We start from the raw sequence: 24401 nt of genomic DNA, 5'->3' as shown, positions 1-24401 counted from the left end.
GATTATAAATAGCCACCAATACACATTGAATACGTGGCAGACGACTACGTGCGTCGGACGGCAATCACTCGCCTCTCGGTAGACGATGAGCAACGCGAGTTGCTTGAGGAGACCATCTCCGAGTGGAAGCGTGGGTGCCAACTTGCCACGGACATGGCGTGGGGGAAGTGTAACGCCAAGAGCGACGTACAACCCCTCGCTTACGACGACGTGCGCGAACAAACCGACCTCGGTAGTCAGCACGCGATTCTCGCCACCCACCAAGCCGCACAAGCCATCACCGGCTGTCTCGAACGCCACTCGAACGGCAAGCAGGCCAGTAAACCCACGTTCACCGCACCCACGGTAACGTACGACACTCGAACAATGACGCTGTTCGATGACGATACAGTATCACTCTCCACGACGGAGAGCCGCGTCCGATGTGAACTTGCGCTCCCTGAAGCCGAGGATGGCTACCAACGGCAGTACCTCGACGCCGATGAGTGGAGCGTCACGGAAAGCACACTCACCGCTCGTGACGGCGACTACTTTTTACACATCGGCTTCCGCCGACCCAAGACCGACACTGAGCAAGATACCGCCGAGGACGGAACGGTTCTCGGGGTTGATCTCGGTATTGAAAACCTCGCCGTCACCAGCACAGCACGATTCATCAGTGGGCGCGAACTCTCACACAACCTCCGCGAGTTCGAGAAAGTCCGTGCGGGACTCCAACAGACAGGCACGCGAAGCGCCCACAGAACGCTCGAACAATCAAGTGGACGCGAACGACGATACGTTCGTGACGTGGTTCACCAAGCGTCGAACGCAATTGTGGATGAAGCACTTCGATACGAGTGCGACGTGATCGCGTTCGAGGACTTGACTGACATCCGCGACCGAACGGGTGCGTCGTGGGGGCACAAGTGGGCGTTCCGAACGCTGTACGAGCAAGTGGCGTACAAAGCCGAAGCAGTCGGCATCTCCGTGAAGCAAGTGGGTTCGGCGTACACGTCGCAACGGTGCGCCGAGTGTGGATTCACGGCAGACGAGAATCGCCGAACTCGCACGGACTTCCGGTGCGTGAAGTGTGAATCGGAAGCGAACGCGGATTACAATGCGGCGAAGAACATCGGGATGCGGTACGTCCGTCGAGGCCAACAGTCGTCTCGGCGGACGGGCGACAGTCAACTCGCCCTCAAGTCTGGAACAGTGACGCCAAGTGGCGGATTCACCGCCCACCCAGACGGGTTCGAGGCTGAGCTCACGGACAAGCCCCTCCCTCAACGAGCGAACCCATCAGGGTGAGCGAAGTAGGGTGGGGTTGTTGACCACCTGCCGCTACCGCTGACGCGAAGCGATTCCCGACGAGTGGCCGGGCGGACCGGTGACGAGACCCTCGCCGAGACGGACTTATGCGGCGCCCGTCCGTTGTCGACGTATGATCGAGTTCGCTCGGGAGGCCTACGACGACGTGGTCCGCCGCGCCGGCGCGGGCGGCGCCGAGGAGGTCTGCGGCGTGCTGGCCGGGAGCCGCGGCGACGGCGACGAGCCGAGCGTGGTCGCGCGCGCCCACGAGGCGGAGAACGTCGCCGACGCGCCGGAGGTCCGGTACCGGATCGACCCGGAGGAGCAGCTCGAACTGTTCGAGGCGATCGAGGCCGACGGCCGCGACGTGGTCGGGTTCTACCACTCGCACCCCGCGGGGCCGACGCGACCGAGCGAGACGGACGCCGCGCGGGCGACGTGGCCCGGATACTCGTACGTCGTCTGCGCGCTGGACGGCTGTCCGTTCGTCGGGTCGTGGCGCTGGCGCGGGGACGAAGAGGGGTTCGAGCAGGAGACGGTCGCGGTGCGGAGCGAGCGGTAGCGCGGTCGTCCCGCCGGCGCTCCGGCGCGCGAACTCCTCACTCCGTCGAGACCACGTCGACGTCGGTGAACTCGAACCGAGCCCCGCCCTCGGACCCCTCGGTCAGCGACACGTCCCAGTCGTGCCCGTCCGCGATCCGGTCGACGATCTTCAGCCCGAACCCGGTTCCGCCCGCCGAAGAGGAGTGCCCGACCTCGAACACCGACTCCCGCTCGTCTTCGGGGACCCCCGATCCGGTGTCCTCGACGTAGAAGCCGTCTGGCAGGGCGCCGACGGTGAGCGTCACCTCCCCGTCGTTGTGTTCGACCGCGTTCCGGTAGAGGTTCTCCAGTAACCGCCGCAGCCGGTTCCGGTCCGCGCGGACCGTCTGTTCCGTCTCGACGTCGAGCGCGGCGGACGGCGTGTCGACGGTCTCGTAACACCGCTGCGCGACCGCGTCGACCGCGACCGGCTCCTCGTCGGTGGCCGCCGCGCCGCTCCGCGCGAGCGCCAGCACGTCGTCGATGAGCGACTGGCTCCGGTCGAGGGCGTCCGCGACCTTCTCCAGCCTGTCGGTCCGCCCGCTCTCCATCGCCAGCCGCAGCTGTCCCTGCGCCACGCTCAACGGGTTGCGGAGGTCGTGAGAGACGACGCGGGCGAAACGCTCCAACCGCTCATTCTTGCGCTCTAAGTCGGTCTCACGGCGGCGGCGCTCGGTGACGTTGTGGGCGATGAAGAACCCGCCCAGCACGTCGCCGTCCGGCCCCCGGAACGGCGCCGACCGGACCTCGAACGCCTCGCCTTCGAACCGGAGCGTCTCGCACCGCCGCGCGCCCTCGATCGTGTCGGTCATGACCGACTCGAGGTCGGCTGCGGTCTCCGCCGGGTACGGCTCGACCTCGTCGACGGTCCGGCCCTCGAGATCCTCCGGCGAGGTCTCGATCGCGTCGAACCCCCCGCCGGCGACGTACCGGTACCGGAGGTCCCGGTCAAAGTAGTGGACGCCGCCGTTCGGGAACTGTTCGGCCAGCGCCCGGAAGCGCGCCTCGGCCCGTTCGAGCTCCGCCTCGCGCTCCTTGCGGTCGGTGACGTCCTGAACCGCGCCGCGGACCGCGGCGACGACGTCGTCCTCGACGACGGGCTCGCCCCGGATCTGGAGCCATCTAACCTCGCCGCCGGTCCGCTCGAACCGGGCGTCGAGTCCGAACGGCTCGGCCGCGTCCCGGGCGGTCTCGATCGCGGCGGCCACGTCTTCCCTGTCGGGGTCGAGGTACGCGTCCAGCGCCTCCGCCAACGTCGGCGGGCGGTCGTCGTCGACCTCGAATATCTCGAAGAGGTGGTCGGTCCAGTACAGCGCCTCGGTGTCGGCGTCGAGCTCCCACCCCCCGACGTCGGCGATCCGCTCCGTCTGCGCGAGGAGTCGCTTCGCCCGTTCGAGCTCGCGCGACCGCTCGTCGCGGTCGCGGGCGTCGGCGCGCCGGGACTGGACCGCGTCGACGATCCGGTCCGCCAGAGCGGAGTGCCGCCGCCCGTCGGGAGCCGCGCGGAGGTAGTCCGTGACGCCCGCCGAGACGGCGTCGCTCGCGACCGCCTCGCTCCCCCGTCGCGCGTGGAGGATGAACGGAACGTCGGGGTCGTCTGCGCGGACGGATTCGAGGAGTTCGACGCCCGTCGACGCCGGCAGTTCGTACCCGGACACGACGCAGTCGACGTCGCCGTCGGCGAGCCGGGAGGCTCCCTCGCTCGCGGTCGTGGCGGTGGTCACAGTCAGGCGGTCGCGCTCGCGTTCGAGGCGATCGGCGCTGCGTTCCGCTGCGTCCGGGTCGCCGTCGACGCGGAGGACGTGAATCGAGTCAGTCGAGATGGCGATCGCACCTCATCCGAATATCAATTGATTGTGAGACGGATAGATAAGTCCGGTGAAATGTCACGGAAGGATCGTCGTGGAGCGAGGTCGTGCGGGCCGTCCACACGGTTCTAGGCGGTTGCGCGCTCGCGATGCGACTCCGGAGGATCGGTTCCGGACGACCGGCCGAGCGACTCCGCTACGCGCCGGAGGGCGCGTCCGCCGCGGGTAATCGGACGGCGGCGGGATAGCCGCGACTCACCGACCAGCGAGTCGCTACGGGAGTTGCGAGAAGGTGTTGGAAGAGAAATGCTCCGGCTGGGATTTGAACCCAGGTCCTTGCCGTGAGAGGGCAAGATGATTGGCCGGACTACACCACCAGAGCACGTCCGTTCGTCGCAATCTACGGTAGGAAAGACGATAGTAAAACAGTTCCGTTTCGACGCCGCCGTGCCCCGGTTTGTCGTGGCGAGCCGCACTTAGACGTCGACGGCGAACGGCTCCGGTCCGGCCGCGAAATCGCCCGCCGCGGCGCCGATCGCCGCGAGGAGGTCGGCGACGGCGTCGAGGTCGGTCGTGTCGATCACCTCGACCGGCGTGTGCATGTACCGGTTCGGGATCGAGACGTTGAGCGCGGGTACGCCGCCGCGGACCGTGTAGAACGCGTCCGCGTCGGTTCCGGTTCGGCTGCCGGCCGCCTGAAGCTGGACGTCGAGACCGGCCTCGTCGGCCGCGTCGCGCGCGAGGTCGACGAGAACGGGGTGGTTCGCGCTGCCGCGGCCGATCACCGGGCCGGCTCCGAGCTCAATCGGGCCGCGGCGCTCGCGGTCGACGTCCGGGTTGTCGGTGGCGTGCGTGACGTCGACCGCGACGAACGCGTCGACATCGTCGAGGTCGACGCCGACCATCCGGGCGCCCTGAAGCCCGACCTCCTCCTGAACGGTCGAGACCGCGTACACCGTGGCGTCGACGTCGCTCTCGGCGGCGCGACGGAGTCCCTCCGCGGCCGCCCACGCGCCGGCGCGGTTGTCGACGCCGCGGGCGGCGATCCGGTCGCCGACGAGGTCGCGGCGGCCAGTCGAGAACGTGACGGGGTCGCCGACCTCGACGTGTTCGCGCGCCTCGTCGGCGTCCTCGGCGCCGATGTCGACGAACTGGCCGGTCACGTCCTCGTACTCGTCGTCGCCGCCGTCGCGGAGGTGGATCGCGGTCTGCCCGATGACGCCCTGAACGGGCTCGTCGGCGTGGACCGTGACGTGCTGGCCCTTGGAGACGGTTCGGTCGGACCCGCCGATCCGCCCGATCTGGAGGAAGCCGTCGTCGAGCACGTCGCGGACGATGAAGCCGATCTCGTCGGCGTGCCCGGTGACCGCGATCGTCGGCGCGTCCGAGTCTCCCTCGTGAACCGCGACGGCGTTGCCGTAGGCGTCGGTCTCGACCCGGTCGGCGAACTCGCGGGCGTAGCCGGTCCAGACCCGCTGTGACGCCGTCTCGAAGCCCGAGGGGCTCGGCGTCGCGAGGAGGTCGTCGAGGAACGCGCGGCGCGTGTCGTCCATGCGCGAGGGTGTGCGGCGGCAGGCAAGAAAACGTCGGTTTGAGGGGTTGCCGCCGGGATCTCGGTGACTCCGACGGCGTTCGGACCGGTCGACGCAAGCGCTTTGGGTCGCCCGCCCGTCCGATCCGCATGGACATCCTCCGAAGCGTCCGGGCCGTCGCCGAGGCCGACGGCCCCGGCGTCGTCGACTGGGACCGGGCCGCCGCGGCCGCAAAGGCCGCGACGGACCCCGGATCGATCGCGCTCACCGACGCGGAGCGCGCGGGCTACGCCGCCGACGTCCGCGACGCCCGCTCGCGGCTGGCCGCGGTCGCGGGGATCGAGTTCGACGTGCCGGACACCGTCGAGGTCCAGAACCGCCACCACTGGATCGACGCGAGCGTCGGGACCTTCCGGCGCGTGATGGACCCGATCGAGGCGGCCGCAGAGGGCGCGGAAGGGTCCGACTCGCTCGCGGTCGTCGACGGCTCGACCCCCGGGCCGACCGGCCCCGCGCCGGGGGCGGCGATCGCGCGGGACCTCTCTCGGGTCGCCAACACGGGGTCGATGGCGTTCGCGCTGGGCTTCCTCGCGCGCAACGTCCTCGGCCAGTACGACCCGCTCCTGCTCGCCGACGAGCCCGACGCCGACCACGGGCTCTACTTCGTCCACCCGAACATCGTCGCGGTCGCGAACGCGCTCGACGTCGACTACCCCCGGTTCCGCCGGTGGATCGCGTTCCACGAGGTGACCCACGCCGCCGAGTTCGGCGCGGCGCCGTGGCTCCCGGAGTACCTCGAATCGCGCGTCGAGCGCGGGATCGAGGGGATGGTCGGTGGGGGCGGCTCGGGCGGCGCGGCCCGCGGACTGGACCCCGACGCGTTCGCCGAGCTTCAGACCGCGATGACCGCGGTCGAGGGGTACGCCGAGGTGCTGATGGACCGCGCGTTCGACGGCGAGTACGCGGACCTCCGGGCGAAGCTCGACGAGCGCCGGGGCGGGGGAGGCCCGGTGCGCCGGCTCGCGCAACGCCTCCTCGGACTGGGGCTCAAGCGCCGGCAGTACGAGCGCGGCGCCGCCTTCTTCCGGCACGTCGCCGACGCGCGGGGGATCGAGGCCGCGGGCGCCGTCTGGGAGCGCGCCGAGAACCTCCCGACCGCCGGGGAGATCGACGACCCCGAGGCGTGGCTCGTCCGCGTCGACCCCTGAGCGCTGCGAACCGAGCCCGAGCGCTGCGGGGCGACTCACTCCAATTCGATGTCGCGCTCTCGGCTCCCCTCACCGCGGGCGGACTCGACTCGGTCGAAGCGCTCGTCGAGGTCCTCGGTCGCCAGCAGGCGGTCGAGCTTCCGCTCGAACTCCGCCTCGTCGATCTCGCCGTTCGCGTACCGGTCGCGCAGCGCCGCCACCGGGCGCTCGGCGGTGGCGGACGCCGACGCGGCGTCCGTTCCGTTGGCGGCGACGAGGGGGAAGTCCTCGCCGAGCACCAACACCAGCGGGATGAGGATGAAGAACCCGGTGATGAACAGGGCCGGCCCGAGCGTCACCAGCGGACCCGGGAGGAGGACGGCGGACAGCGACGTGAGCCCGAACGACAGGATCGCGATGAGCCCGATGAGCCGCTTCTTCTCGAAGGTGGGGAGGGACATACGTCACGGATCCCGTCGCGTTGACAAAAGGATACTGCCGAGGAGCCGCCGCCCGGAGAGCGGTCCGCCGACGCCCGCCTGCGACCGACGGCTATTCGTCGCGCGCGCACCCACGGCGATCCGTGCTCAGGTACGTGACGACGAACCCGGGGAAGGTGCGCGAGGCGGAGCGGTACCTCCCGGACGGCTCGGTGGAGCGGCTCGACTTCGACTACACGGAGATTCAGGCCGACGAGCTCGGCCCGATCGCGGCGCGGGGGGCGCGCGAGGCGTACCGCCACGCGGACGCGCCCGTCCTCGTCGACGACGCGGGCCTGTTCGTGGAGGGACTCGACGGGTTCCCGGGACCGTACTCGTCGTACGTCGAGGAGACGCTCGGGGTCGAGCGCGTCCACGAGATCGCCGCCGAACTCGACGACCGCCGCGCCGCGTTCCGCTGCGTCCTCGGCTACTGCGACGGCGATGGGTTCGCCGCGAGCCCGGACCCCGTCGACCGCGGCGACCGCGACGCGGCCGCGGCGGCGGGGCCGGACGGGGACGGCGAGGGAGGCGATCCCGACGAGTCCGACCCGCTCCCGGTGAAACTGTTCGAGGGGTACGTCCCGGGGCGGATCGTCGCGCCGCGGGGCGACGGCGGGTTCGGCTACGACCCGATCTTCGAACACGACGGCGAGACGTTCGCCGAGATGGACACCGAGCGGAAGAACGCGGTGTCGCACCGCGGGCGGGCGTTGGAGAAGTTCGCGGAGTGGTACGCGGACCGGTGAGGGCCGCTGGCTCGGGCGTGGTCCCGGGCCGCGGCCGACGGCTCAGGCCGCGTCGGCGACGGCCGCGGTCAGGAGATCGGCGCCGAGGTCGATCTCGCGTTCGGTGACGTCGAGCGGCGGGAGGATGCGGAGCACCGTGTGGCCGCACGCGAGCGTCAGGAGGCCCCGGGAGAACGCGTTCTTCACGACGGCGTCACGGCGCTCTTTGGTGTCGAACTCGACCGCGAGCAGCAGCCCCTTCCCGCGCACGTCTTCGACGGGAGCGAGGTCGGCGTCGCGCAGCGTCTCCGTGAACTGCCGACCGCGGGCGACGGCGTTGGCCATGAGGTCGGCCTCCTCGATGGCGTCGAGCGTGAGCGCGCCCTGCGCCGAGGCGATCAGGTCGCCGGCGCCCCACGTCGAGGAGAGGCGACCGGTCTCCTCGGGGAACACGTCGCTCCGCGAGACCGTCGCGCCCACGCGGAGCCCCTTCGCGCTCGCGATCACGTCCGGCTCGTACGCGTAGTGGTCCGAGCCCCACATCTCGCCGGTGCGACCGACGCCGGTCTGGATCTCGTCGGCGATCAGGGTGATCTCGTGCTCCTCGGCGAGCGCCGCGATCTCGTCGGTGAACGCCTCGGAGGGGAACCGGTAGCCGCCCTCGCCCTGGATCGGTTCCATGATGAGATAGGCCACGTCGTCCGGGTGGACGTTCCCGCGCTCCGGGTCGAGCTTCTTCCGGAGCCGCGAGACGCCGTCGGCGAAGAAGCCACAGGAGCAGCTCTCCGGCGAGCAGGTGCGATCATCGCAGAACGGAACCTCCGTCACGCCGCTGATCTCCGGGAAGTCGCGGCGGTACACCGATTTCGAGCGGTTGAGCGAGAGCGCGCCGAGCGTGCGGCCGTGGAACGCCCCGTCGAACGTGATCGCGTACTTCGCGCCGTCCGACTCGTCGTAGGCGATCTTGATGGCGTTCTCGACCGCCTCGGCCCCGGAGTTCGAGAGGAAGACGGTGTCCATGTCGTAGTGGCTCGTGAGATCCGTGAGGCGGTCCATCAGCCCGGACGAGCCCGGGATCCCGTCGTCCGGCGTCGGCCCGCCCGCGGCGTAGAAGTCCTGCCCGGCGATCTTCAGCGGGTCGACGAGGTCGAACTCCGCGAGCCGGTCCATGACGAGGGGGTTGTTGTAGCCGAGCGGCGCGGCGGCGACGTGGCTGGTGAAGTCCATGAGGACGTTGCCGTCGACGTCGGTACAGAACGGGCCCTCGGCGGGGGCGGTGCGGTCCCAGACGAACTCGTAGACGTACGTGCTCGGCGCGGCCGACTCGTGGTGGTACTCGACCCACTCGCGGGCGCGCTCGCCGGGGAGGTCCGAGACGGCGGGCGTGGCGGTGTCGCGATCCATGCGTTCCGGTGGCACGCTGGTAAAATAAGTTCAGGGCGATCGGACAGACGTTGAATATTTCTCCAACGTTGAATCGATACGTCCGATCTCGTTGCCGGACGGCGCCGATTCGGTCAGACGCCGACGTACACGAGGCACGCCCCGAACAGAACGAACCCGTATCCGACGTATTTGGTGTACCGGCGTTGTTTTCGCGCGGCTCGGTCCGGGTCTCGCTGCCACTCGCTCGCCCCGACGAAGTTACGGACCGTTCCGTTCCCCGGGACGGCGACGTTGAGCGCTCCCCAAGCTACGAACGCCACACCGGCCGTGAGGAGCGCGAGGTTCGCCATCGATGAACCCGATTGTCGGCGGATCGAATTAATCCCTGTGTCGGTCGAACTCCCGGCCCGAGCCGGAGGCCGGTGGTTTCGACCCCGCCGTCGGATTCCGCGGCCGGGTGGGTGAGTTCTCGTCCGAGCGAACGCCCTCGCGCGTCGTCATCCGGGCGCGGTTCGACCCAGCACGACTTTCACCCTCGGCCGCCACCGAGGGACATGAACCGCGAGGAGTTCGCCGCCAGCATCGACCACACCGTCCTCGGCCCCGAGACGACATGGGCCGACACGCGGACCGTTCTCGACGAGGCCGCCGCCCATGGGATGAACGCGTGTATCCCCCCGTGTTACGTCGCCGAGGCGGCCGAGTACGAGGCCGATCCCGAGGCGATCGCCACCGTCGTCGGGTTCCCGCACGGGCAGCACGCCCCCGAGGTGAAACGCGACGAGGCGGTCGCGGCGTGGGAGGACGGCGCCGACGAGGTCGACGTCGTGATCAACGTCGGCCGGCTGAAGGCGGGCGACGACGGCGCGGTCGCGGACGAGCTGTCCGACGTCGTCGCCGCCGTCCCGGTGCCGGTGAAGGTGATCATCGAGACCGCCCTCCTCGACGACGCCGAGAAGCGTCGCGCCTGCGAGGCCGCCGTCGCCGCCGACGCCGACATGGTGAAGACCTCGACCGGCTTCGCCGACGGCGGGGCGACCGTCCCGGACGTCGAGCTGATGAGCGAGTACCTCCCGGTGAAGGCGTCCGGCGGCGTCGGCTCCTACGAGGAGGCCGAGGCGATGCTCGACGCCGGAGCGGTCCGCATCGGCGCCTCCTCGGGAGTCGCCATCGTTGAGGGGTGCCCGGATGCCGGCGGAGAGGGCGAGTGAGCCGGTTAGGACCCGTTCTCGCCGACCGAACCTGACTCGTCGCTGTCGGTAGACTGTGAGTCGTCACCGTCCGCCGGCGGGTCCCGACCGTCGCCGTCGGTGGCGAGGCCGGTTCCCCGCGTCGGGTCGTCGTCCGCCTCCGAGGTCGCGTCGCTCGCGGCGTCCGCTCCGGCGCCACCGGCCCCCGCCGCGTCGCCGTCCGCCGCGCCCGCTATCTCCTCGGGGTCCACGTCGACCTCGAACGCCGAGACCGACTCCGAGAGCGACTCGGCCTGGTCGCGGAGCCGGGTCGCGTTCTCCGCGATCGTCGTGACGGTCGCGGTCTGCTCCTCGGCGGCCGCGGACACCTGCTCGGAGCCGGTCGCGACCTCGCCGCTCACCTCGGCGACGTCCTCGACCCCCTCGACGGCGCGCTGGGTCGACCGGGCCTGGTCCTCGGCGGCCTCGCTGATCTCCTGGACGCCGTGGTTCGTCTCCTCGACCGCGTCGACGACCGCGTCGAGCGACGAGGACGCCTCGCGGACGGTGTCCGACCCCTCGTCGATCCGAGCGTTCGTCTCGCGGATGTCCGCGACCGTCTCGTCGGCCTCCTCGCGGACCGCCTCGATCTGCGTCTCGATCTCGGCCGCGGCCGACTGGGTCTCCTCCGCGAGGTCCTTCACCTCGTTCGCGACGACCGCGAAGCCCTCGCCGGCCTCCCCGGCGCGGGCGGCCTCGATCGAGGCGTTCAGCGCGAGGATGTTCGTCTGCTCGGCCACGTCCGTGATGAACTCGACGACCTCGTCGATCTCGTCCATGCGCTCGTCGAGCGCCTCCATCTGGTCGACCGCGGCCGCGGAGCGGGCCTCGATCGCGTCCATCTCGTCGAGCGCCTCGGCGGCCGCCTCCCGCCCCTCGGCGCCGCGCTCGGAGGCCGCCTCGGCGGTCTCGGCGACGGACGCCGCCGAGGACGCGACCTCCTCGATGCTCGCCGAGAGGTCGCTCATCTCGTCGCTGACCGCGTCGAGGCGCTCGTCCTGTCTGACCGCGCCGTCCGCGATCTCCTGGATCTGCTCGCTGACGGTCCCGCTCGCGGTCTCCACCTCGTCGGCGCCGTCCGCGAGCTCCGCGCTCGCGGCGTCGACCTCGCCGGCGAAGGCGGCGACCCGCGCGGTCGTCCGCTCTAGCTGCGCCACCATGTCGTTGAACTCCTCGGCGATCTCGCGCATCGCCTCGCGGTCCGCGTCGGGGTCCATCCGACGCGTGAGGTCGCCGTCTGCGACCGCGCCCATCACCTCGCTGTAGTCGGCCGCGCGCGACGCCATGTCGCTGGTGACGGCCTCGGCCTCCTCGCGGGCCGCCTCCGCCTCGTCGGCGGCGGTCTCCGCCTCGGCGATCCGCTCGCGGAGCGCGTCGCGCATCTCGGCGAAACTGGTGAACAGCCGGCCGATCTCGTCGACGCGACCGGTCGACAGGTCGACGTCGAGGTCGCCGGACTCGATCCGCTCGGCGCGGTCGCGCAGCCGCGCGAGGGGGACGACCGTGCGCCCGCCGAGCACGAACCCGACGACCGCGAGCGACGCGAGCGTGAGGAGGAGCAACAGCAGCACCGAGTCTCCCACGTCGTCGCGCACGGCGAACGCCGTCGACTGCGCGACGCTCGTCACCGCCACCCAGTCGGTGCCGGGCACGGCGGCGTACGCGTGGACCGCGCCGTCGCCGATCCGCGTCGTGGTCGTGGCGTTGCCGTCGCGGACCGCAGCGACCCCCTCGGCGTGGCGGTCGTCGTCGACCGCGCCGTCGACGTCGAGCACGGTCTCGCCGGCGGCGTTGAGGATCGTCGTCTCCTCGCCGGTGTCGGTGTTCTGGATCCGTTCGAGCTGCGGCTGGATCCGCGTCACCACGACGAGATACCGGCCGTCGGCCCGCGGCACGGAGCTGGCGAACGCCATCACGGGGCGGTCGTTGAGCACGGGCGAGCGGTACGACCGGGCGGAGCGCCAGACGCGGTCGTCCTCGCCGACGCCCTCGGGCACGTCGGCGTCGCTCCACGGCGCGTTCAGGTCGCTCGGCGCGCGCCCCTCCAGGGGTCGCTCCGTGCTCGCGACGACCCGGTCTTGGGCCGCGTCGACGAGGTGGATGCTGACGATGTCCTCGGAGAGCAGCTGGTCTTCCAACAGGACGTACGCCGGCGCGCGCCGGTCCGACCGGAGCTCGTCGGCCGCGGACATCGACCGGGTCTGCGTCGTCATCCGCTCGGTCCACGAGCCGATCGCGTCGGCCTGAAGCCCGCTGGTCTCGGCCAGCTGGGTCGTCGCGTCGGCCTCCACCGTCTGCTCGGTCTGGAGGTAGGTGAACGCCCCGCCGGCCGCGACGGCCGCGGCGACGACGAGGAACGCGAGCGCGAACTTGGCGGCGTACCGCCGGCGGACGGCGTCCGGGAGGACCCGACCGACGGCCCGGGCCAGCCGTTCGAGGAGACCGGCGCTCATTGACCGACCGCCTCCGGTTTCGAGGGGACGGAGAGGTCGCCGTCGACGATCCGCTCGCCGGACGCGGCGATCGCGGCCCGCACGTCGTCGGGGATCACCGGCCCGAGCGTGGTGCCGTACACGAGCGCGACGCCGTCCTCGGCGAGCCCGAGCGCCGTCGTCGACCCGGTCCGAAGCGCGTCCTCGATCGTGCGCTCGGCGGCGTCGTACACCGCCGTCCCGACCCGTTTCACCATCGACGCCAGGATCGCGTCCGCGTACCGCGGGTTGCTCCGCGACTGGTCGGAGTCGACGCCGATCGCGTACCGGCCGTACTCCTGAGCGGCCTGAAACACGCCGAGGCCGCTCCCGCCGGCCGCGTGGTACACCACGTCGGCGCCCGCCTCGTACATCTCCGCCGCGGCCGCGTACCCCGCCTCGGGGTCGTCGAAGGCGCCGACGTACGTCGACAGCACCGACGCCTCGGTGGCGGCGTGCCCGACGCCCGCGCGGTAGCCCGCCTCGAACTTGCGGACGAGCGACGAGTCGACGCCGCCGACGAAGCCGACGGTCCGCTCGTCGGGGCGGGTCGACCCCGCGCCCACGGAGAGGTCGCGCGCCGTCACCAGCCCGGCGAGGTGTCCGGCTTGGAACGACCCCTCGTGCTCGCGGAACACGTAGCTCGCGACGTTGTCGCGGTCGACGACGGAGTCGACGAGCGCGTACTGCTGGTCCGGGTACTCGCCCGCGACCGTCGAGAGCGCGTCCGCCTGGAGGAAACCGATACAGCAGATCAGGTCGTAGTCCGGCCGCTCGGAGGCCGACAGCGCCGCCTGCGTGGTCTGAAAGTCCGCGATCGAGCTCGGCTCCTCGTTCGTGAACGCCACGTCGCGGTCGAGGCGCGCCCGCTGGATCCCCCGGTTGGCGGCGTCGTTGAACGAGCGGTCGTCGAGGCCGCCGAGCGCGTACACCATGCCGACCGTCGCGCTCGCGTCGGCCGAGACGGCGGCATCGTCGCCGCCGTCGGTCGTCCCGCCGCTCCCATCGTCTATCGACGCCGTCCCGCTCGAATCGGTTCCGAGACACCCGGCGACGGCGCCCGCGACGCCCGTTCCGAGGGCGGCCGCGAACCGCCGACGCGAGTGCGTGATGCCTCTCGTGTCGGTCATCACGCGTCATCGACGAAGGGGGTGTAAAAACTCCGCGAGCAAATTATCAGTCGCAATAGAGGTGAATGAAAGATAATCACACACGCGGCACGGGCGTTCCTCCGCCGTGGGAATCACGCTAGGTGCGTTTATACGTGGCCGCCGTAGATCGGGGTATGAGCCATCGACAGGGATCACCGCGTTTCGACCTCGACGCGGCGTTCAAGGCGTTCGGTGCGGTCGGAATCGCCATCTCCGCCGCGCTCATCGTCGGCGTGTTCGCGCTGACCGACCCGTTCGGCGAGTACGTCACCGCGTCGCCCGCGGTCTTCGGCACGCTGCTGTCGGCCGTCCTCGTCGTCGCGGTGGGCTACACGACGCACGCGCTCCGGCGGCGGTAGGCGGGCCGCGGCCGCGTCGCTTCGCCGCGACGCCGAGAGGCATAAACCGCTCGCGAGCGGAGCGGTCGGTATGACCGACGAGACGACCGGCGAGGCGGTGGAACGGTTCCTCGACCGAGCGGCGGCCGCGCTCGACGACTACGACGAGGGGTACGCCGACGCGGACGCGACGCTGGCGACGCTGCGCACCCACGTCGACGAACTGTCGGCGAGCGTCGAAGAGAGCGAGGAGTAGCCCGGCCCGGAAGCGCCGACGAGGTTCACCGACCGGCGCCGATCAGCTCCCGCACGCGACCGACGTGCTCCGCGAACGCCGCGTCGCCGCGCTCGCGGGGGCGCTCGACGTCGACGTCGACGACCTCCCGGACGCGGCCCGGCTCCGCGGCCATCACGACGATCCGGTCCGCGAGCGTCACCGCCTCCGCGACGTCGTGCGTGACGAAGAGGACCGTCTTGCCGGTCGACTCCCACACGTCGAGCAGCTCCCGCTGGAGCATCTCGCGGGTCTGTGCGTCGACCGCGCCGAACGGCTCGTCCATCAGGAGGAGGTCCGGGTCGACCGCGAGCGACCGCGCGATGGCGACGCGCTGTTTCATACCGCCCGACAGCGACTTGGGGTAGGCGTCGCGGAACTCCGTCAGCCCGACGAGATCGAGCATCTCGTCGACGCGCGCCTCGCGCTCGGCGGGCGAGCGGTCGCTCCGTTCGAGGCCGAACCCGACGTTCTCCGCGACGGTGAGCCACGGGAACAGGTGGTACTCCTGAAACACCACGCCCATGTCGGTCGTCGGACCCGTGACCTCGGTGCCGTCGAGCAGGACGCGGCCGTCGGTCGCTTCGGTGAGCCCGGCCACGATCCGGAACAGCGTGGTCTTCCCGCAGCCCGACGGGCCGACCAGACAGACGAACTCGCCGTCCGCGACCGAGAAGGAGACGTCGTCGAGCGCGCGGACGGAGCCGCCGTCGCCGTCGCCGGGGTACGTCTTGCCGACGCCGTCGAGCGCGACGCTCGCCGCCTCGGGCGCCTCGTCGGGTCGGGCGGGCGGGTCCCGTCCGTTGCGCTCGGCGGCGTCGGCCGGGTCGCCGTTCACGCCCGCCACGACAACGCCCTCCGTTCGACCGCGCGGAACGCCACGTCGACGAGCAGGTACATCAGGCTCAACACGAGGATGTACGCGATCGCCCGGTCGACGCGGAGGTTGTTGCTGGCGCGGATGATCTCGCGGCCGACCCCGGGAACGCCGAAGATCTCCGAGGCGACGACGAGCATCCAGCACCGTCCCAGTCCAGTCCGGATCCCGGTCATGATCCCCGGCAGCGACGCCGGCAGGACGATCGACCGGACCGCGTCGAGGTCGCCGCGGACGCCGAGGGTCCGGCCCACGTCGAGGAGGTCCTCGCTCACGCCCTCGACCGCGCCGTACGCCGCGTAGAAGTTGATCCAGAACGCGCCGACCGCGATGATGAAGGCGGCGCCCCAGTCGTTGATCCCGAACCACGCGATCGCGAACCCGATGAGCGCGAGCGGCGGGACCGGTCGCAGCGTCCGGACGAGCGGCGCCGTCAGGTCGTCGAGCAGGCGGCTCCACCCGAACGCGACGCCCGCGGCCACCCCGAGACCGGTCCCGGCGACGGTGCCGGGGAGCCAGTGCCAGAAGCTCTGGAAGAGCGCCGTCGTCATGTCGCCCGAGGCGAACTCGCTCCCGAACGCCCCGGCGACCGCGATCGGGGAGGGGAGCACGAACGGCTCCTGCGTGAGCGAGACGGCGTGCCAGACGAGGAGGAACCCGGCGACGCCGACGGCCCCTCGGAGCAGTCGGCGTCCGTCGCCGAGCCCGAGGCCCGCGGACACGCCGCCCTCGTCGACGCGCGATGCGGTTTCAGTCGCCATCAGAGCGAGTCGTACACCGACAGGTCGAAGATCGCGTCGTTCGACAGCTGCTCGTCGGTCTGGCCGTTCCCGGCCGCGAACTCGGCGAACACCTGCGTCGCGTCCGTGATCGCGTTCGGGTCGGTGATGAAGTTCGACAGCGGCGAGTCGAGCGCGTCGCGGGCGCGGTCGGCCGGCATCCCGATCCCCTCCTCGACGTGGCCCGCGGTCGCGTCCGGGTTCTCGTCGATGAACTCGGTGGCGCGGACGTGCTGTTCGAGGAACTGCGCCGCGAGCGGCGAGTCCCGAACCGCGTCGCTCATCAGCGTGACCGCGGCGGGCTGGCCGGGAAGGATCTCCGCGGCGGTGCGGAGCATCGTCACCGACGAACCCTCCGCCTGCGCGATGGTCGGCACCGGCTCCATGATCGAGGTGCCGTCGATCTCGTCGTTGGCTATCGCCTGCCAGACCGAACTCGCGCCGCTGATCTCGATGATCTCGACGCTGTCGTTCGCCGCGGGGTCGACGCCGACGTCGCGGAGCCAGTAGCGCAAGAGGACGTCGGGAACGCTCCCCTGCGGGAACGTGCCGAATGTGAACGGCTCGCCCTGCTCCTCCTGCCACGTCGCGAACGCGTCCGCTCCCTCCCGCTCGAAGGTCTCGTGGAACGACGACTCGGCCATGATCCCCATTGGTTCCTGGATGTTCGCCGCGGTGACCCGGGCGGCGATCCCCCGGTCGATCGCGATCATCGCGGGAACGATCCCGAACATCGCGATGTCGATGTCGCTCCCGCCGAGCGCCTGAACGATGTCCGGGCCGTTGCCGAACTCCTGACCCGTGATCTCGGCGTCAATCTCCGAGAAGTACCCCTCGCCCTCCATCACGTACCACTGGAGGTCCGGGTAGATCGGCATGTGCGCGACCGTCAGCTCGTCGAGTCCGCCGCTTCCGCCGCCCATACAGCCGGCGAGGCCGACCGTCGCGGTTCCGCCCGCGGCCGCGAGAAACGACCGCCGCGAGGCTGTCCGCGTTTGTTCGTACATACGTACGGAAGCGGCTCCGGAGGCAACACCCTCGCGCCACCAGCAACGGAAGCGCGTTCCGGTGACAAACAGATACCCCTCGAAGAAGCCTTAGAAGCGCATTTTTCTGCCGTTTAGCGTCTCATGCCGGTTTGGATGCGTCACCGAACAACGCAACTGTTGCCGACACTCGTGTCCGGCTCGGGTGGCGCCCGCGGCGGTCGGCCGCGTCCGCCTTGCTCACGCCTCCTCGACAGCCTGCTCGTCGAACAGTCCTAGGTCCTCGGCGACGAGGTCGGCGAGGCGCTCTTTGATCGCCGGGTCGACCTCCGCGACGGCGTCGCCGTCGTGTTTCTGGTCGTTGTGCCTGTCGAGCGCGTCCGCGAGGTCGTCGAGCGGCACGCGGGTCTCCGTCTCGCACTCGTCGCAGACGATCGGGACGGACGGCTCCTCGGTAGACATTACCCGACCATCGCCCGTGGCGGATATATGCCTTCGGGCGTCGCGACGGAGACTGCGGCGTCAGGCGCGCGGTCGACGGCCGAAGCCGCCGCGGTCGGGGGCGGCGCTCCGAACGGTCGCAGTCGGGGGCGGCGCTCCGAACTGCCGCCGTCGGGGGCGACGCTCCGAACCGCCACGGTCTACTCGCCGCGCCGCGAACCGCCGCCATGGACGTGCTCGTGACCGGGGCGGCGGGCGGGATCGGCGGCGGCGTCGCCCGCTCGCTCGCGGCCGCCGACCACCGCGTACTCGGCGTCGACCGCGACGCGGACGGGCTCGCTGACCTGCCCGACGCGGTCGAGACCGCCGTCGTCGACCTCCGCGACGAGTCGGCCGTCCGAGAGCTGCTCGCGGACCGACCCCTCGACGCCGTCGTCTCCTGCGTCGGCGGTTACGAGATCGCGTCGGTCGAGGACACCTCGGCCGAGGCGTTCCGGCGGCAGGTGGAGACGAACCTGACCGCGGTCCACGTGACCGTCTCCGCGGCGCTCCCGACGCTGCGCGAGCGCAGCGGACGGGTCGTGATCGTGGGGTCGATGGTCGGCTCCGTGGCGCTGCCGTACCACGGCGCGTACAGCGCCGCAAAGGCCGGGCTCGGCGGCTACGCCGACGCCCTGCGCCGCGAGGTCGGCCCGCTTGGCGTCGACGTCGCGCTCGTCGAGCCCGGCCCCGTCCGGACCGGGTTCAACGAGCGGGCGGCCGCCGCGGTCGAGGCCGCCGACGGCGAGGGACCGTACGCCGACGCGTACCGCGCGTTCGAGGGGTACTCCCCGGCCGCCACCGACGTCGAGACCGTCGTCGAGCGCGTGGTGACCGCGACGACCGCGGACCGCCCGCGGGCGCGCTACCGGGTGAGCCGGCGGGCGCGGTGGCTCCCGCGGCTCGCGCGGGTCCTCCCCGACCGGGTGTACGACCGGCTCGTCCGCGCCGGGCTGCCCGGCGGGCTCCTGTGGCGGCTGTTCGACCGGTGACGACTCGGTCCGTCGAGGGACGCGTCGAGGGTCAGTCGTCCGCCGCGCCGGAGGAGGTTCCCTCGGACTCCTCCGCGTCGGCGGCGTCCGTGCCGTCCGCCTCGGCAGCGTAGAACTCCTCCGGCGAGGCGTCGATCCGTTCGAACTCGCCGAAGTCGCGCTCGTGGTGCCGGATCATCTGTTCGACGATCCACGCGCTGTACCGCTCCGAGTACGCCCAGTCGGCGTCGGCGTCGTCGACCTCGAACCGGTCGTCGGTGGCGAGCGCGGCGTACAGGTGGTAGAAGCCGAGGACGACGTCGCCGAACTCGCTCGCCTCGCCACCGATCGCACGGCGCTTCTCCGCCAGCTCCTCGCGGCCCGCGTCGGTGAGCGCGAAGTACTTCCGGTCGGGCTCGTCGGCGCGTTCGACGCGCTCGGCGACCCCCTCCTCCTCGAACTTGTAGAGGATCGGGTAGACGGAGCCGTAGGAGGGCTCCCAGTGGCCGCCGCTGATTTCGGTTATCTCGCCGAGCAGCTCGTAGCCGTACCGGGGCCGCTCGTCGAGCAGCTCCAACACGAGGTACGAGATCAGTCCCTTCGGCGGGCCGCTTTTCCGCATTGTCCCCATCTTTCGGGGTCGCGTCGAAAGGGTTTCGGTCACGGCGACGACCGACGCGAGCCGCGACGAGAGACGGGCCGGACGTGTCGATGAGACGGGCAAGTACGGTCGGAGCGTGCCTCCGAGGCCGCGAAGCGGCCGAGGAGCGCGCGCGAGGGAGTCGGCCGCGGCGAGGGCGACCGAAGGGAGCCCGACGGACGCGGCCGACGAGGCTGGGGAGGCGTGAGGTGCTGTGCGGTGTGGGGCGGGACTCGAAGGGGCAGTCGCGAGGCGGGCGTAGACGACGCAAGGACCGCAGCGAGTGTACGCCCGCCTCGCGACTGGGGCTTCGGAAGTGGTCGTGTCGATCGGAATTTCATAAATGACTGGATCTGTTGAAATTCACTATTTCAGGCATATCATCGCCTGAAACAGCCGGTAGATAAAGCGTGCGAACTAATCATACCAGTGTTGAGAAAAGCTAGAAGTATTCCTCAACGATGAGCGCTCCAGCAATCCCGAGGAGCCCTCCAACGAATAGTCGCCCTCCATGAGGCAGGCTATTCTGCATATGGCCGAGCAGCGACCGTTCTACTCCAGCACCAGACACAAAGAGGTTAGTTACGGTTACTCCAAGAATTGCGTTCCCGATGATAAAGACGATTCCTCCGATGAGGAATCCTATAACGACGCTTCCCGGTGTGTGCTCTCCCCTCGTCAGATAATATGCGATCACTGCACAAGCAAGGGGAATCCCAACAGAAAATACGAATCCGCCAACAGTCATGATCGGTTGCGACCACGTATCTATGTAGACGTTGCTTGCCGTTGACGACATCAGTTCTTGCGGAACAACAAAGAGCAAGATAGTGGTGAGCAGAAGGAACAACGCGCCGAATACTCCGATACCGACACCAATTTTGACGGGGTTTTGTCGATACATAGGTGGTAGTTGAAGCTACTGCGTGATGAACGATAGGTCTAGCCTATCTGTTTTGATAATGCTCAAACCGCTAGTACTGGTCTGTGAACCTACTGTATTGACCGCAACCGGGGCAGAATACATCCTCTGCTGAGGATTTCAACGGGGCCGACTGGCTAGTACAGCGCCGTCCAGTCTCGCGTCTAGGGCTTCGGATCTCTCGGAACCGTCACCGAGTCCACCGCCGACCGTCCCACGGACTACCACGTCTCGGGACGACCCGCAAACCCCTAAGTCGCGGGGCCCGAACCCGGCGTATGGTCGAGGCTCCACAGACCGCCGAAGGGTGGTTCTCGCTACACGACTTCCGCTCGATCGACTGGGACGCGTGGCGCGAGGCGCCCGAGTCCGAGCGGGAGCGAGCGATCGAGGAAGGGGAGGCGTTCCTGAAACACCGCGAGCTCGTCGCCGACGCCGACGACGGCGAGTCGGCGCTGTTCTCGGTGCTCGGACACAAGGCCGACCTCCTCTTCTTACACTTCCGGCCGTCGCTCGACGACCTATCCGCGATCGAGCGCCGGTTCGAGGACACCGCGCTCGCGAAGTTCACCGAGCGGGAGACCTCCTACGTCTCCGTCACCGAGGTGTCCGGCTACGTCTCCGACGACTACTTCGAGGAGGGCGCCGACGCAGTCGACGAGGGGCTGCGTCGGTACATCGAGGGGAAGCTGAAACCGGAGATTCCGGACGAGGAGTACGTCAGCTTCTACCCGATGAGCAAGCGCCGCGGCGAAGAACACAACTGGTACGACCTCGACTTCGAGGAGCGCGCCGAGCTGATGGCGGGCCACGGCGAGGTCGGCAAGGAGTACGCGGGGAAGATCAAGCAGGTGATCGCCTCCTCCGTCGGCTTCGACGACCACGAGTGGGGGGTCACGCTGTTCGGCGCGGACCCGACCGACATCAAGGACATCGTCTACGAGATGCGGTTCGACCCCGCCTCCTCGCGGTACGGCGAGTTCGGCGACTTCTACGTCGGCCGCCGGTTCCCGCCGCGCGACCTCGACGCGTTCCTCGGCGGCGAGTCGGTGCCGACCGGTCGCGTTCCCGAGCAGGACAGCGCCGGGCACCCGCACGACGAGAGGGGACACCACGGCGAAGGCGGCCAACACAGCGAAGGCGGCCACCACGGCGACGACGCGCACGGCCGCGGCGAGGGCCACGACCGCTCGGGCGCGGGCGGCGGCTCCGCGCACGGCGACCACCCCCACGGCGACGACGCCGGCGGCGAGGGCGACCACCCCCACGGCGACGACGCCGGCGGCGACGGCCCGTCGGACGAGGACATCCGCGGCGAGCTGGCCGACCTCGACATCTACGCCGGGAAGCCGCACGGCGAGGACGTGTACGCCACGGTGCTGTACAGCGAGGCCGACGTCGACGAACTGTTCGACGAGGTCGAGGGGCTGCGCGGCAACTTCGACCACTACGGCACCCACGTGAAGACCGCGGTGTACGAGGGGCGCCACACCGACCGCGCCGCGGTCGTCTCGGTCTGGGACACCGCGTCGGCGGCCGAGACCGCCGCGGGCTTCCTCTCGGAGCTACCCGACATCGTCGCCCGCGCCGGCGAGGAGTCCGGCTTCGGCACGATGGGCATGTTCTACACCGTCAAGCCCGACTACCAGTCGGAGTTCGTCGAGACGTTCGACGACGTGGGCGAGCTGTTGGGGGAGATGGACGGCCACGTCGAGACCGACCTGATGGTGAACGTCGAAGACGAGAACGACATGTTCATCGCCAGCCAGTGGAACGCGAAGGAGGACGCGATGGCCTTCTTCCGCTCCGACGAGTTCTCCGAGACCGTCCAGTGGGGCCGCGACGTGCTCGCCGACCGCCCGCGGCACGTGTTCTTGGCGTAGCGCGTTCGAACGCGCGGAATTTCTGTAACTAGTCGGCATCGAATCCGCTGCGAAGACCGCAGGCGTCTCAGGCGCTCGGTTATGAATAGACGTCGACAGGTCGGCGTTGAGAACCGCCAACTCCCCAGCCGCTTACTTATAAATAATCGACAAGGGATCACCGGCGGGTACCTCCAAAGCCCCAGCCGGGAGGACTCGCGCGCCTCGCTGCGCAACTCGCTCGCTACGCTCGCTCCGGTGCTTGCGTCGTCGGGCTTCGCCCTCCCGGCTGCCCCTTTGAGTCCCACCCCGCACAGCGACCGCGCCTCGCGCCTCCCCAGCCTCGTCGGCGGTCCTCCGCTTCGCTCCGTACCGCCGACTCCCTCGCGCGGTGCCGTTCGCGGCCGCCGGTGGGCGGCCGCTCACGGGCACGCGCCGCCTCCAATCCGGCTGATTATAAATCGGGTCGACGCCGTGTTACGACCGCACCCCTCCCCCGACCGCCGGGTTTTAGGTATCGTTGCGGCGAACGGGTGGTCATGTTCGACACCATCGTGGTCGCGACCGACGGCACCGACAGCGTCCGCCGGGCCGTCTCGGTCGCGGTCGATATCGCGGCGCGGTTCGACGCCGAGGTCCACGCGGTGTACGTCGTCGACGCCGGCGAGGTGGAGTCGTCGCCGGACACGGTCCGCGAGGACCTCCGAGACGCGCTCGACGACGAGGGGCGCGACGCGCTCGACCGCGTCTCGGACGCCGCCCGCGACCGCGACGGCGACCTCGACGTCACGATCGAGGTCCGCGAGGGGCGCCCGGCCTCGGAGATCGACGCGTACGCTCGGTCGGTCGACGCCGACCTCGTCGCGATGGGAACTCGGGGGCGCCACGGCGAGAACCGATTCCTCATCGGGTCTGTCGCCGAGCGCGTCGTCCGGACCTGTCCGGTCCCGGTGTTGACCGTGCGGCAGCTGACCGACGAGGACCCGCGCCGGACGACGATCTGAGGGACCCCGCGGCGCGACCGTCCGACGTCACCGCGATCGTCCGACGCGCTCGCGACCGCCCGACGCCCTCGCGACCGTCCGAGAGCGGCGGAGTTTTCCGGCTGCCGCCCGCCTCGACGGTATGGACGACGACCTCATCGACGCCGGGGACGCGCCCCGGTCGCGGTACACCAAGCTGCCGGGAAAGGGCTTCTTCTACCCCGACTCGCTGGACGACGAGCGCGCGGAGCGGCGAGCCCGGGAGGCGATCGAGGGCAGCGAGGCGGTCGTGATCGCCGACGGCGACGCCGACGGCCTCGCCTGCGCGGCGATGATCCGCGAGGCGTACGACGCCGCGCTCGACGTCGAACCCTTCGAGGACGCCATCGCCGCGCGGCTGGCTGACGACGGCACCGATCCGGGCGACGCGGGAGAGGACGACGGCGACGAGGCGGGGACGGAGGGCGACGAGACGGAGACCGAAGGCGACGACGACCCCCTCGCCGACGCCCACGCCGAGTCGCCGGTCGGGCTGCTCTCGGCGGGTCCGTACTCGATCGACACCGCGCTCGAACGCGTCGACGCCTACGCCGACGACGGCATCGACCTGTTCGTCTGTGACCTCTGCCCCGACGACTACGAGTGGATCGCCGAGCCGCTGGCGGCGCTCGCGGACTCGACGGACTCGATCCGCTGGTTCGACCACCACCAGTGGGACGACGACACCGCGGCCGCGGTCCGCGAGGCGGGCGTCGACCTCGTCGTCGGCGACTCCGACGAGGAGTGTACCGCCGACGTGACGCTCCGCTCGCTCGATCATGAGTTCGACGACCGCTGGGCCGAGCTCGCCGAGGTCACCCGCGACCACGACCTCTGGATCAAGGAGGACCCCCGGTCTGACGACCTCGCCGACTACTCCTACTGGGCGGGCGCCGAGGAGTACGCGGCCGTGGTCGGCGCCTACGGCGTCGACCTCCCCGAGGCGGTCCGGTCGTTCGTCGCGGAGCGCCGCGTCGAGAAGGAGGCCCGCATCGACCTCGCCGTCGACCGCGCGGTCACCCACGAGGTCGGCGACTGGCGCGTCGCGGTCACCTACGGCCGCTGCTCGCAGAACGAGGTCGCGGAGCGGCTCCGCGAGGCGGGCGCCGACGCCGCCGTGATCGTCAAGCCCGCCGGGTCGGCGTCGATCCGCGGCTCCGAGGACTTCCGGCACGCCCACGAGGTCGCCGGCCGCGTGAACGGCGGCGGCCACCCGCAGGCGGCCGGCTGTAAGCCCGACATCTACGACGACATGCTCGACTACGCTCACCACTGGAGCACCGAGGGGCAGGCGTGTAAGCGCGTCATCCTCGCGGCGTTCGAGGCGGTCGCCGAGGAAGTCGATGCCGCCGAGGAGGTTGCCGGCGAGGGGAGCGACGACGACGCGGGCGAGACGGCCGAGTAAAC

24 protein-coding genes and 1 tRNA gene are annotated in these 24401 nt (G+C 70.2%); 11 read left to right on the top strand and 14 right to left on the bottom strand.

The window, feature by feature from the left end:
- Positions 1-33 precede the first annotated feature (33 nt).
- Both EXE46_RS01740 and EXE46_RS01735 read left to right on the top strand, forming a co-directional pair.
- Positions 34-1290: an RNA-guided endonuclease TnpB family protein gene (locus tag EXE46_RS01740; protein WP_137686780.1), complete on the top strand. Its 1257-nt coding sequence runs from the start codon at positions 34-36 to the stop codon at positions 1288-1290.
- Positions 1291-1423: 133 nt separating this feature from the next.
- Entirely contained in the window at positions 1424-1852 is a 429-nt protein-coding gene (locus EXE46_RS01735) for a desampylase (protein WP_137686779.1), read from the top strand.
- A gap of 37 nt (positions 1853-1889) precedes the next feature.
- Here the strand turns inward: EXE46_RS01735 and EXE46_RS01730 are convergent, their stop codons facing one another.
- From EXE46_RS01730 to EXE46_RS01720, 3 genes are all read right to left on the bottom strand, one after another.
- Positions 1890-3680 carry an ATP-binding protein gene (locus EXE46_RS01730; RefSeq protein WP_241981484.1) on the bottom strand — a complete coding sequence of 597 codons (1791 nt, stop codon included), beginning with the start codon at positions 3678-3680 and terminating at the stop codon, positions 1890-1892.
- Between the two features lie 307 nt (positions 3681-3987).
- Positions 3988-4062 (bottom strand) — tRNA-Glu (locus EXE46_RS01725).
- Between the two features lie 94 nt (positions 4063-4156).
- On the bottom strand, positions 4157-5233 hold the full coding sequence (locus EXE46_RS01720) for a M20/M25/M40 family metallo-hydrolase (RefSeq protein WP_137686777.1): 1077 nt from the start codon (positions 5231-5233) through the stop codon (positions 4157-4159).
- A gap of 128 nt (positions 5234-5361) precedes the next feature.
- On the opposite strand from EXE46_RS01720, the gene EXE46_RS01715 reads away from it, so the two are divergent.
- The gene (locus tag EXE46_RS01715) at positions 5362-6420 is read left to right on the top strand and encodes a zinc-dependent metalloprotease (RefSeq protein ID WP_137686776.1); all 1059 of its coding nucleotides are present in this window, start codon (positions 5362-5364) and stop codon (positions 6418-6420) included.
- A 35-nt stretch (positions 6421-6455) separates the two neighbouring features.
- Here EXE46_RS01715 and EXE46_RS01710 read toward each other — a convergent pair whose 3' ends face one another.
- Positions 6456-6860, bottom strand: coding sequence for an SHOCT domain-containing protein (locus tag EXE46_RS01710; protein WP_137686775.1), 405 nt, complete (start codon positions 6858-6860; stop codon positions 6456-6458).
- 122 nt (positions 6861-6982) lie between these two features.
- Here EXE46_RS01710 and EXE46_RS01705 point away from each other — a divergent pair, with 122 nt between their 5' ends.
- On the top strand, positions 6983-7627 hold the full coding sequence (locus tag EXE46_RS01705; protein WP_137686774.1) for a non-canonical purine NTP pyrophosphatase: 645 nt from the start codon (positions 6983-6985) through the stop codon (positions 7625-7627).
- 42 nt (positions 7628-7669) lie between these two features.
- Here EXE46_RS01705 and EXE46_RS01700 read toward each other — a convergent pair whose 3' ends face one another.
- Complete coding sequence (locus EXE46_RS01700) at positions 7670-9010, bottom strand: aminotransferase class III-fold pyridoxal phosphate-dependent enzyme (RefSeq protein ID WP_137686773.1); 1341 nt, start codon at positions 9008-9010, stop codon at positions 7670-7672.
- A 113-nt stretch (positions 9011-9123) separates the two neighbouring features.
- Positions 9124-9342 carry a hypothetical protein gene (locus tag EXE46_RS01695; RefSeq protein ID WP_137686772.1) on the bottom strand — a complete coding sequence of 73 codons (219 nt, stop codon included), beginning with the start codon at positions 9340-9342 and terminating at the stop codon, positions 9124-9126.
- A 204-nt stretch (positions 9343-9546) separates the two neighbouring features.
- Here EXE46_RS01695 and deoC point away from each other — a divergent pair, with 204 nt between their 5' ends.
- Positions 9547-10203 carry a deoxyribose-phosphate aldolase gene (gene deoC, locus EXE46_RS01690; RefSeq protein ID WP_137686771.1) on the top strand — a complete coding sequence of 219 codons (657 nt, stop codon included), beginning with the start codon at positions 9547-9549 and terminating at the stop codon, positions 10201-10203.
- A 5-nt stretch (positions 10204-10208) separates the two neighbouring features.
- On the opposite strand, the gene EXE46_RS01685 is transcribed toward deoC, so the two are convergent.
- Both EXE46_RS01685 and EXE46_RS01680 read right to left on the bottom strand, forming a co-directional pair.
- Positions 10209-12674, bottom strand: a complete 2466-nt coding sequence (locus tag EXE46_RS01685) for a methyl-accepting chemotaxis protein (RefSeq protein WP_137686770.1) — start codon at positions 12672-12674, stop codon at positions 10209-10211.
- Positions 12671-13822 carry a BMP family protein gene (locus EXE46_RS01680; RefSeq protein ID WP_137686769.1) on the bottom strand — a complete coding sequence of 384 codons (1152 nt, stop codon included), beginning with the start codon at positions 13820-13822 and terminating at the stop codon, positions 12671-12673. The genes EXE46_RS01685 and EXE46_RS01680 overlap by 4 nt, the downstream gene beginning before the upstream one ends.
- 155 nt (positions 13823-13977) lie before the next feature.
- On the opposite strand from EXE46_RS01680, the gene EXE46_RS01675 reads away from it, so the two are divergent.
- Entirely contained in the window at positions 13978-14202 is a 225-nt protein-coding gene (locus EXE46_RS01675; RefSeq protein ID WP_137686768.1) for a hypothetical protein, read from the top strand.
- A 70-nt stretch (positions 14203-14272) separates the two neighbouring features.
- Positions 14273-14437 (top strand): hypothetical protein, encoded by a 165-nt coding sequence (locus EXE46_RS16985; RefSeq protein ID WP_199234090.1) that lies wholly within the window; start codon positions 14273-14275, stop codon positions 14435-14437.
- Positions 14438-14462: 25 nt separating this feature from the next.
- Here the strand turns inward: EXE46_RS16985 and EXE46_RS01670 are convergent, their stop codons facing one another.
- The 4 genes from EXE46_RS01670 to EXE46_RS01655 form a co-directional block, all read right to left on the bottom strand.
- The gene (locus tag EXE46_RS01670; protein WP_137686767.1) at positions 14463-15302 is read right to left on the bottom strand and encodes an ABC transporter ATP-binding protein; all 840 of its coding nucleotides are present in this window, start codon (positions 15300-15302) and stop codon (positions 14463-14465) included.
- The gene (locus EXE46_RS01665; protein WP_137686766.1) at positions 15290-16093 is read right to left on the bottom strand and encodes an ABC transporter permease; all 804 of its coding nucleotides are present in this window, start codon (positions 16091-16093) and stop codon (positions 15290-15292) included. Before EXE46_RS01665 ends, EXE46_RS01670 begins: the two co-directional genes overlap by 13 nt.
- Positions 16093-17118, bottom strand: a complete 1026-nt coding sequence (locus EXE46_RS01660; protein ID WP_137686765.1) for an ABC transporter substrate-binding protein — start codon at positions 17116-17118, stop codon at positions 16093-16095. The genes EXE46_RS01665 and EXE46_RS01660 overlap by 1 nt, the downstream gene beginning before the upstream one ends.
- A 219-nt stretch (positions 17119-17337) precedes the next feature.
- Positions 17338-17559, bottom strand: coding sequence for a hypothetical protein (locus tag EXE46_RS01655; RefSeq protein ID WP_137686764.1), 222 nt, complete (start codon positions 17557-17559; stop codon positions 17338-17340).
- Between the two features lie 206 nt (positions 17560-17765).
- Between EXE46_RS01655 and EXE46_RS01650 the strand changes: the two genes are divergently transcribed.
- On the top strand, positions 17766-18569 hold the full coding sequence (locus EXE46_RS01650; RefSeq protein ID WP_199234089.1) for an SDR family oxidoreductase: 804 nt from the start codon (positions 17766-17768) through the stop codon (positions 18567-18569).
- Between the two features lie 31 nt (positions 18570-18600).
- On the opposite strand, the gene EXE46_RS01645 is transcribed toward EXE46_RS01650, so the two are convergent.
- Both EXE46_RS01645 and EXE46_RS01640 read right to left on the bottom strand, forming a co-directional pair.
- Positions 18601-19170 carry a PadR family transcriptional regulator gene (locus EXE46_RS01645; protein ID WP_137686763.1) on the bottom strand — a complete coding sequence of 190 codons (570 nt, stop codon included), beginning with the start codon at positions 19168-19170 and terminating at the stop codon, positions 18601-18603.
- A gap of 460 nt (positions 19171-19630) precedes the next feature.
- Complete coding sequence (locus tag EXE46_RS01640) at positions 19631-20092, bottom strand: hypothetical protein (RefSeq protein WP_137686762.1); 462 nt, start codon at positions 20090-20092, stop codon at positions 19631-19633.
- Between the two features lie 296 nt (positions 20093-20388).
- Here EXE46_RS01640 and EXE46_RS01635 point away from each other — a divergent pair, with 296 nt between their 5' ends.
- From EXE46_RS01635 to EXE46_RS01625, 3 genes are all read left to right on the top strand, one after another.
- Complete coding sequence (locus tag EXE46_RS01635; protein WP_137686761.1) at positions 20389-21993, top strand: heme-binding protein; 1605 nt, start codon at positions 20389-20391, stop codon at positions 21991-21993.
- Positions 21994-22511: 518 nt separating this feature from the next.
- Positions 22512-22976, top strand: a complete 465-nt coding sequence (locus EXE46_RS01630; protein ID WP_137686760.1) for a universal stress protein — start codon at positions 22512-22514, stop codon at positions 22974-22976.
- 121 nt (positions 22977-23097) lie between these two features.
- Entirely contained in the window at positions 23098-24399 is a 1302-nt protein-coding gene (locus EXE46_RS01625; protein ID WP_137686759.1) for a DHH family phosphoesterase, read from the top strand.
- Positions 24400-24401 lie beyond the last annotated feature (2 nt).

The sequence above is a fragment of the Halorubrum sp. GN11_10-6_MGM genome, assembly GCF_005435165.1.
In the GTDB taxonomy this organism is placed as follows: domain Archaea; phylum Halobacteriota; class Halobacteria; order Halobacteriales; family Haloferacaceae; genus Halorubrum.
Note: the sequence above shows the minus strand (reverse complement) of the source record. Positions and strands in the feature narration are given on the sequence as shown.

What these genes read in the sequence shown, in the direction of transcription:
- EXE46_RS01650 (WP_199234089.1), top strand. Translation starts at nt 17,766, where the DNA reads ATGGACGTGCTCGTGACCGGGGCGGCGGGCGGGATCGGCGGCGGCGTC.
- EXE46_RS01665 (WP_137686766.1), bottom strand. Translation starts at nt 16,093, where the DNA reads ATGGCGACTGAAACCGCATCGCGCGTCGACGAGGGCGGCGTGTCCGCG.
- EXE46_RS01710 (WP_137686775.1), bottom strand. Translation starts at nt 6,860, where the DNA reads ATGTCCCTCCCCACCTTCGAGAAGAAGCGGCTCATCGGGCTCATCGCG.
- EXE46_RS01680 (WP_137686769.1), bottom strand. Translation starts at nt 13,822, where the DNA reads ATGACCGACACGAGAGGCATCACGCACTCGCGTCGGCGGTTCGCGGCC.
- deoC (WP_137686771.1), top strand. Translation starts at nt 9,547, where the DNA reads ATGAACCGCGAGGAGTTCGCCGCCAGCATCGACCACACCGTCCTCGGC.
- EXE46_RS01700 (WP_137686773.1), bottom strand. Translation starts at nt 9,010, where the DNA reads ATGGATCGCGACACCGCCACGCCCGCCGTCTCGGACCTCCCCGGCGAG.
- EXE46_RS01675 (WP_137686768.1), top strand. Translation starts at nt 13,978, where the DNA reads ATGAGCCATCGACAGGGATCACCGCGTTTCGACCTCGACGCGGCGTTC.
- EXE46_RS01625 (WP_137686759.1), top strand. Translation starts at nt 23,098, where the DNA reads ATGGACGACGACCTCATCGACGCCGGGGACGCGCCCCGGTCGCGGTAC.
- EXE46_RS01695 (WP_137686772.1), bottom strand. Translation starts at nt 9,342, where the DNA reads ATGGCGAACCTCGCGCTCCTCACGGCCGGTGTGGCGTTCGTAGCTTGG.
- EXE46_RS01720 (WP_137686777.1), bottom strand. Translation starts at nt 5,233, where the DNA reads ATGGACGACACGCGCCGCGCGTTCCTCGACGACCTCCTCGCGACGCCG.
- EXE46_RS01660 (WP_137686765.1), bottom strand. Translation starts at nt 17,118, where the DNA reads ATGTACGAACAAACGCGGACAGCCTCGCGGCGGTCGTTTCTCGCGGCC.
- EXE46_RS01630 (WP_137686760.1), top strand. Translation starts at nt 22,512, where the DNA reads ATGTTCGACACCATCGTGGTCGCGACCGACGGCACCGACAGCGTCCGC.
- EXE46_RS01685 (WP_137686770.1), bottom strand. Translation starts at nt 12,674, where the DNA reads ATGAGCGCCGGTCTCCTCGAACGGCTGGCCCGGGCCGTCGGTCGGGTC.
- EXE46_RS01655 (WP_137686764.1), bottom strand. Translation starts at nt 17,559, where the DNA reads ATGTCTACCGAGGAGCCGTCCGTCCCGATCGTCTGCGACGAGTGCGAG.
- EXE46_RS16985 (WP_199234090.1), top strand. Translation starts at nt 14,273, where the DNA reads ATGACCGACGAGACGACCGGCGAGGCGGTGGAACGGTTCCTCGACCGA.
- EXE46_RS01635 (WP_137686761.1), top strand. Translation starts at nt 20,389, where the DNA reads ATGGTCGAGGCTCCACAGACCGCCGAAGGGTGGTTCTCGCTACACGAC.
- EXE46_RS01735 (WP_137686779.1), top strand. Translation starts at nt 1,424, where the DNA reads ATGATCGAGTTCGCTCGGGAGGCCTACGACGACGTGGTCCGCCGCGCC.
- EXE46_RS01645 (WP_137686763.1), bottom strand. Translation starts at nt 19,170, where the DNA reads ATGCGGAAAAGCGGCCCGCCGAAGGGACTGATCTCGTACCTCGTGTTG.
- EXE46_RS01640 (WP_137686762.1), bottom strand. Translation starts at nt 20,092, where the DNA reads ATGTATCGACAAAACCCCGTCAAAATTGGTGTCGGTATCGGAGTATTC.
- EXE46_RS01715 (WP_137686776.1), top strand. Translation starts at nt 5,362, where the DNA reads ATGGACATCCTCCGAAGCGTCCGGGCCGTCGCCGAGGCCGACGGCCCC.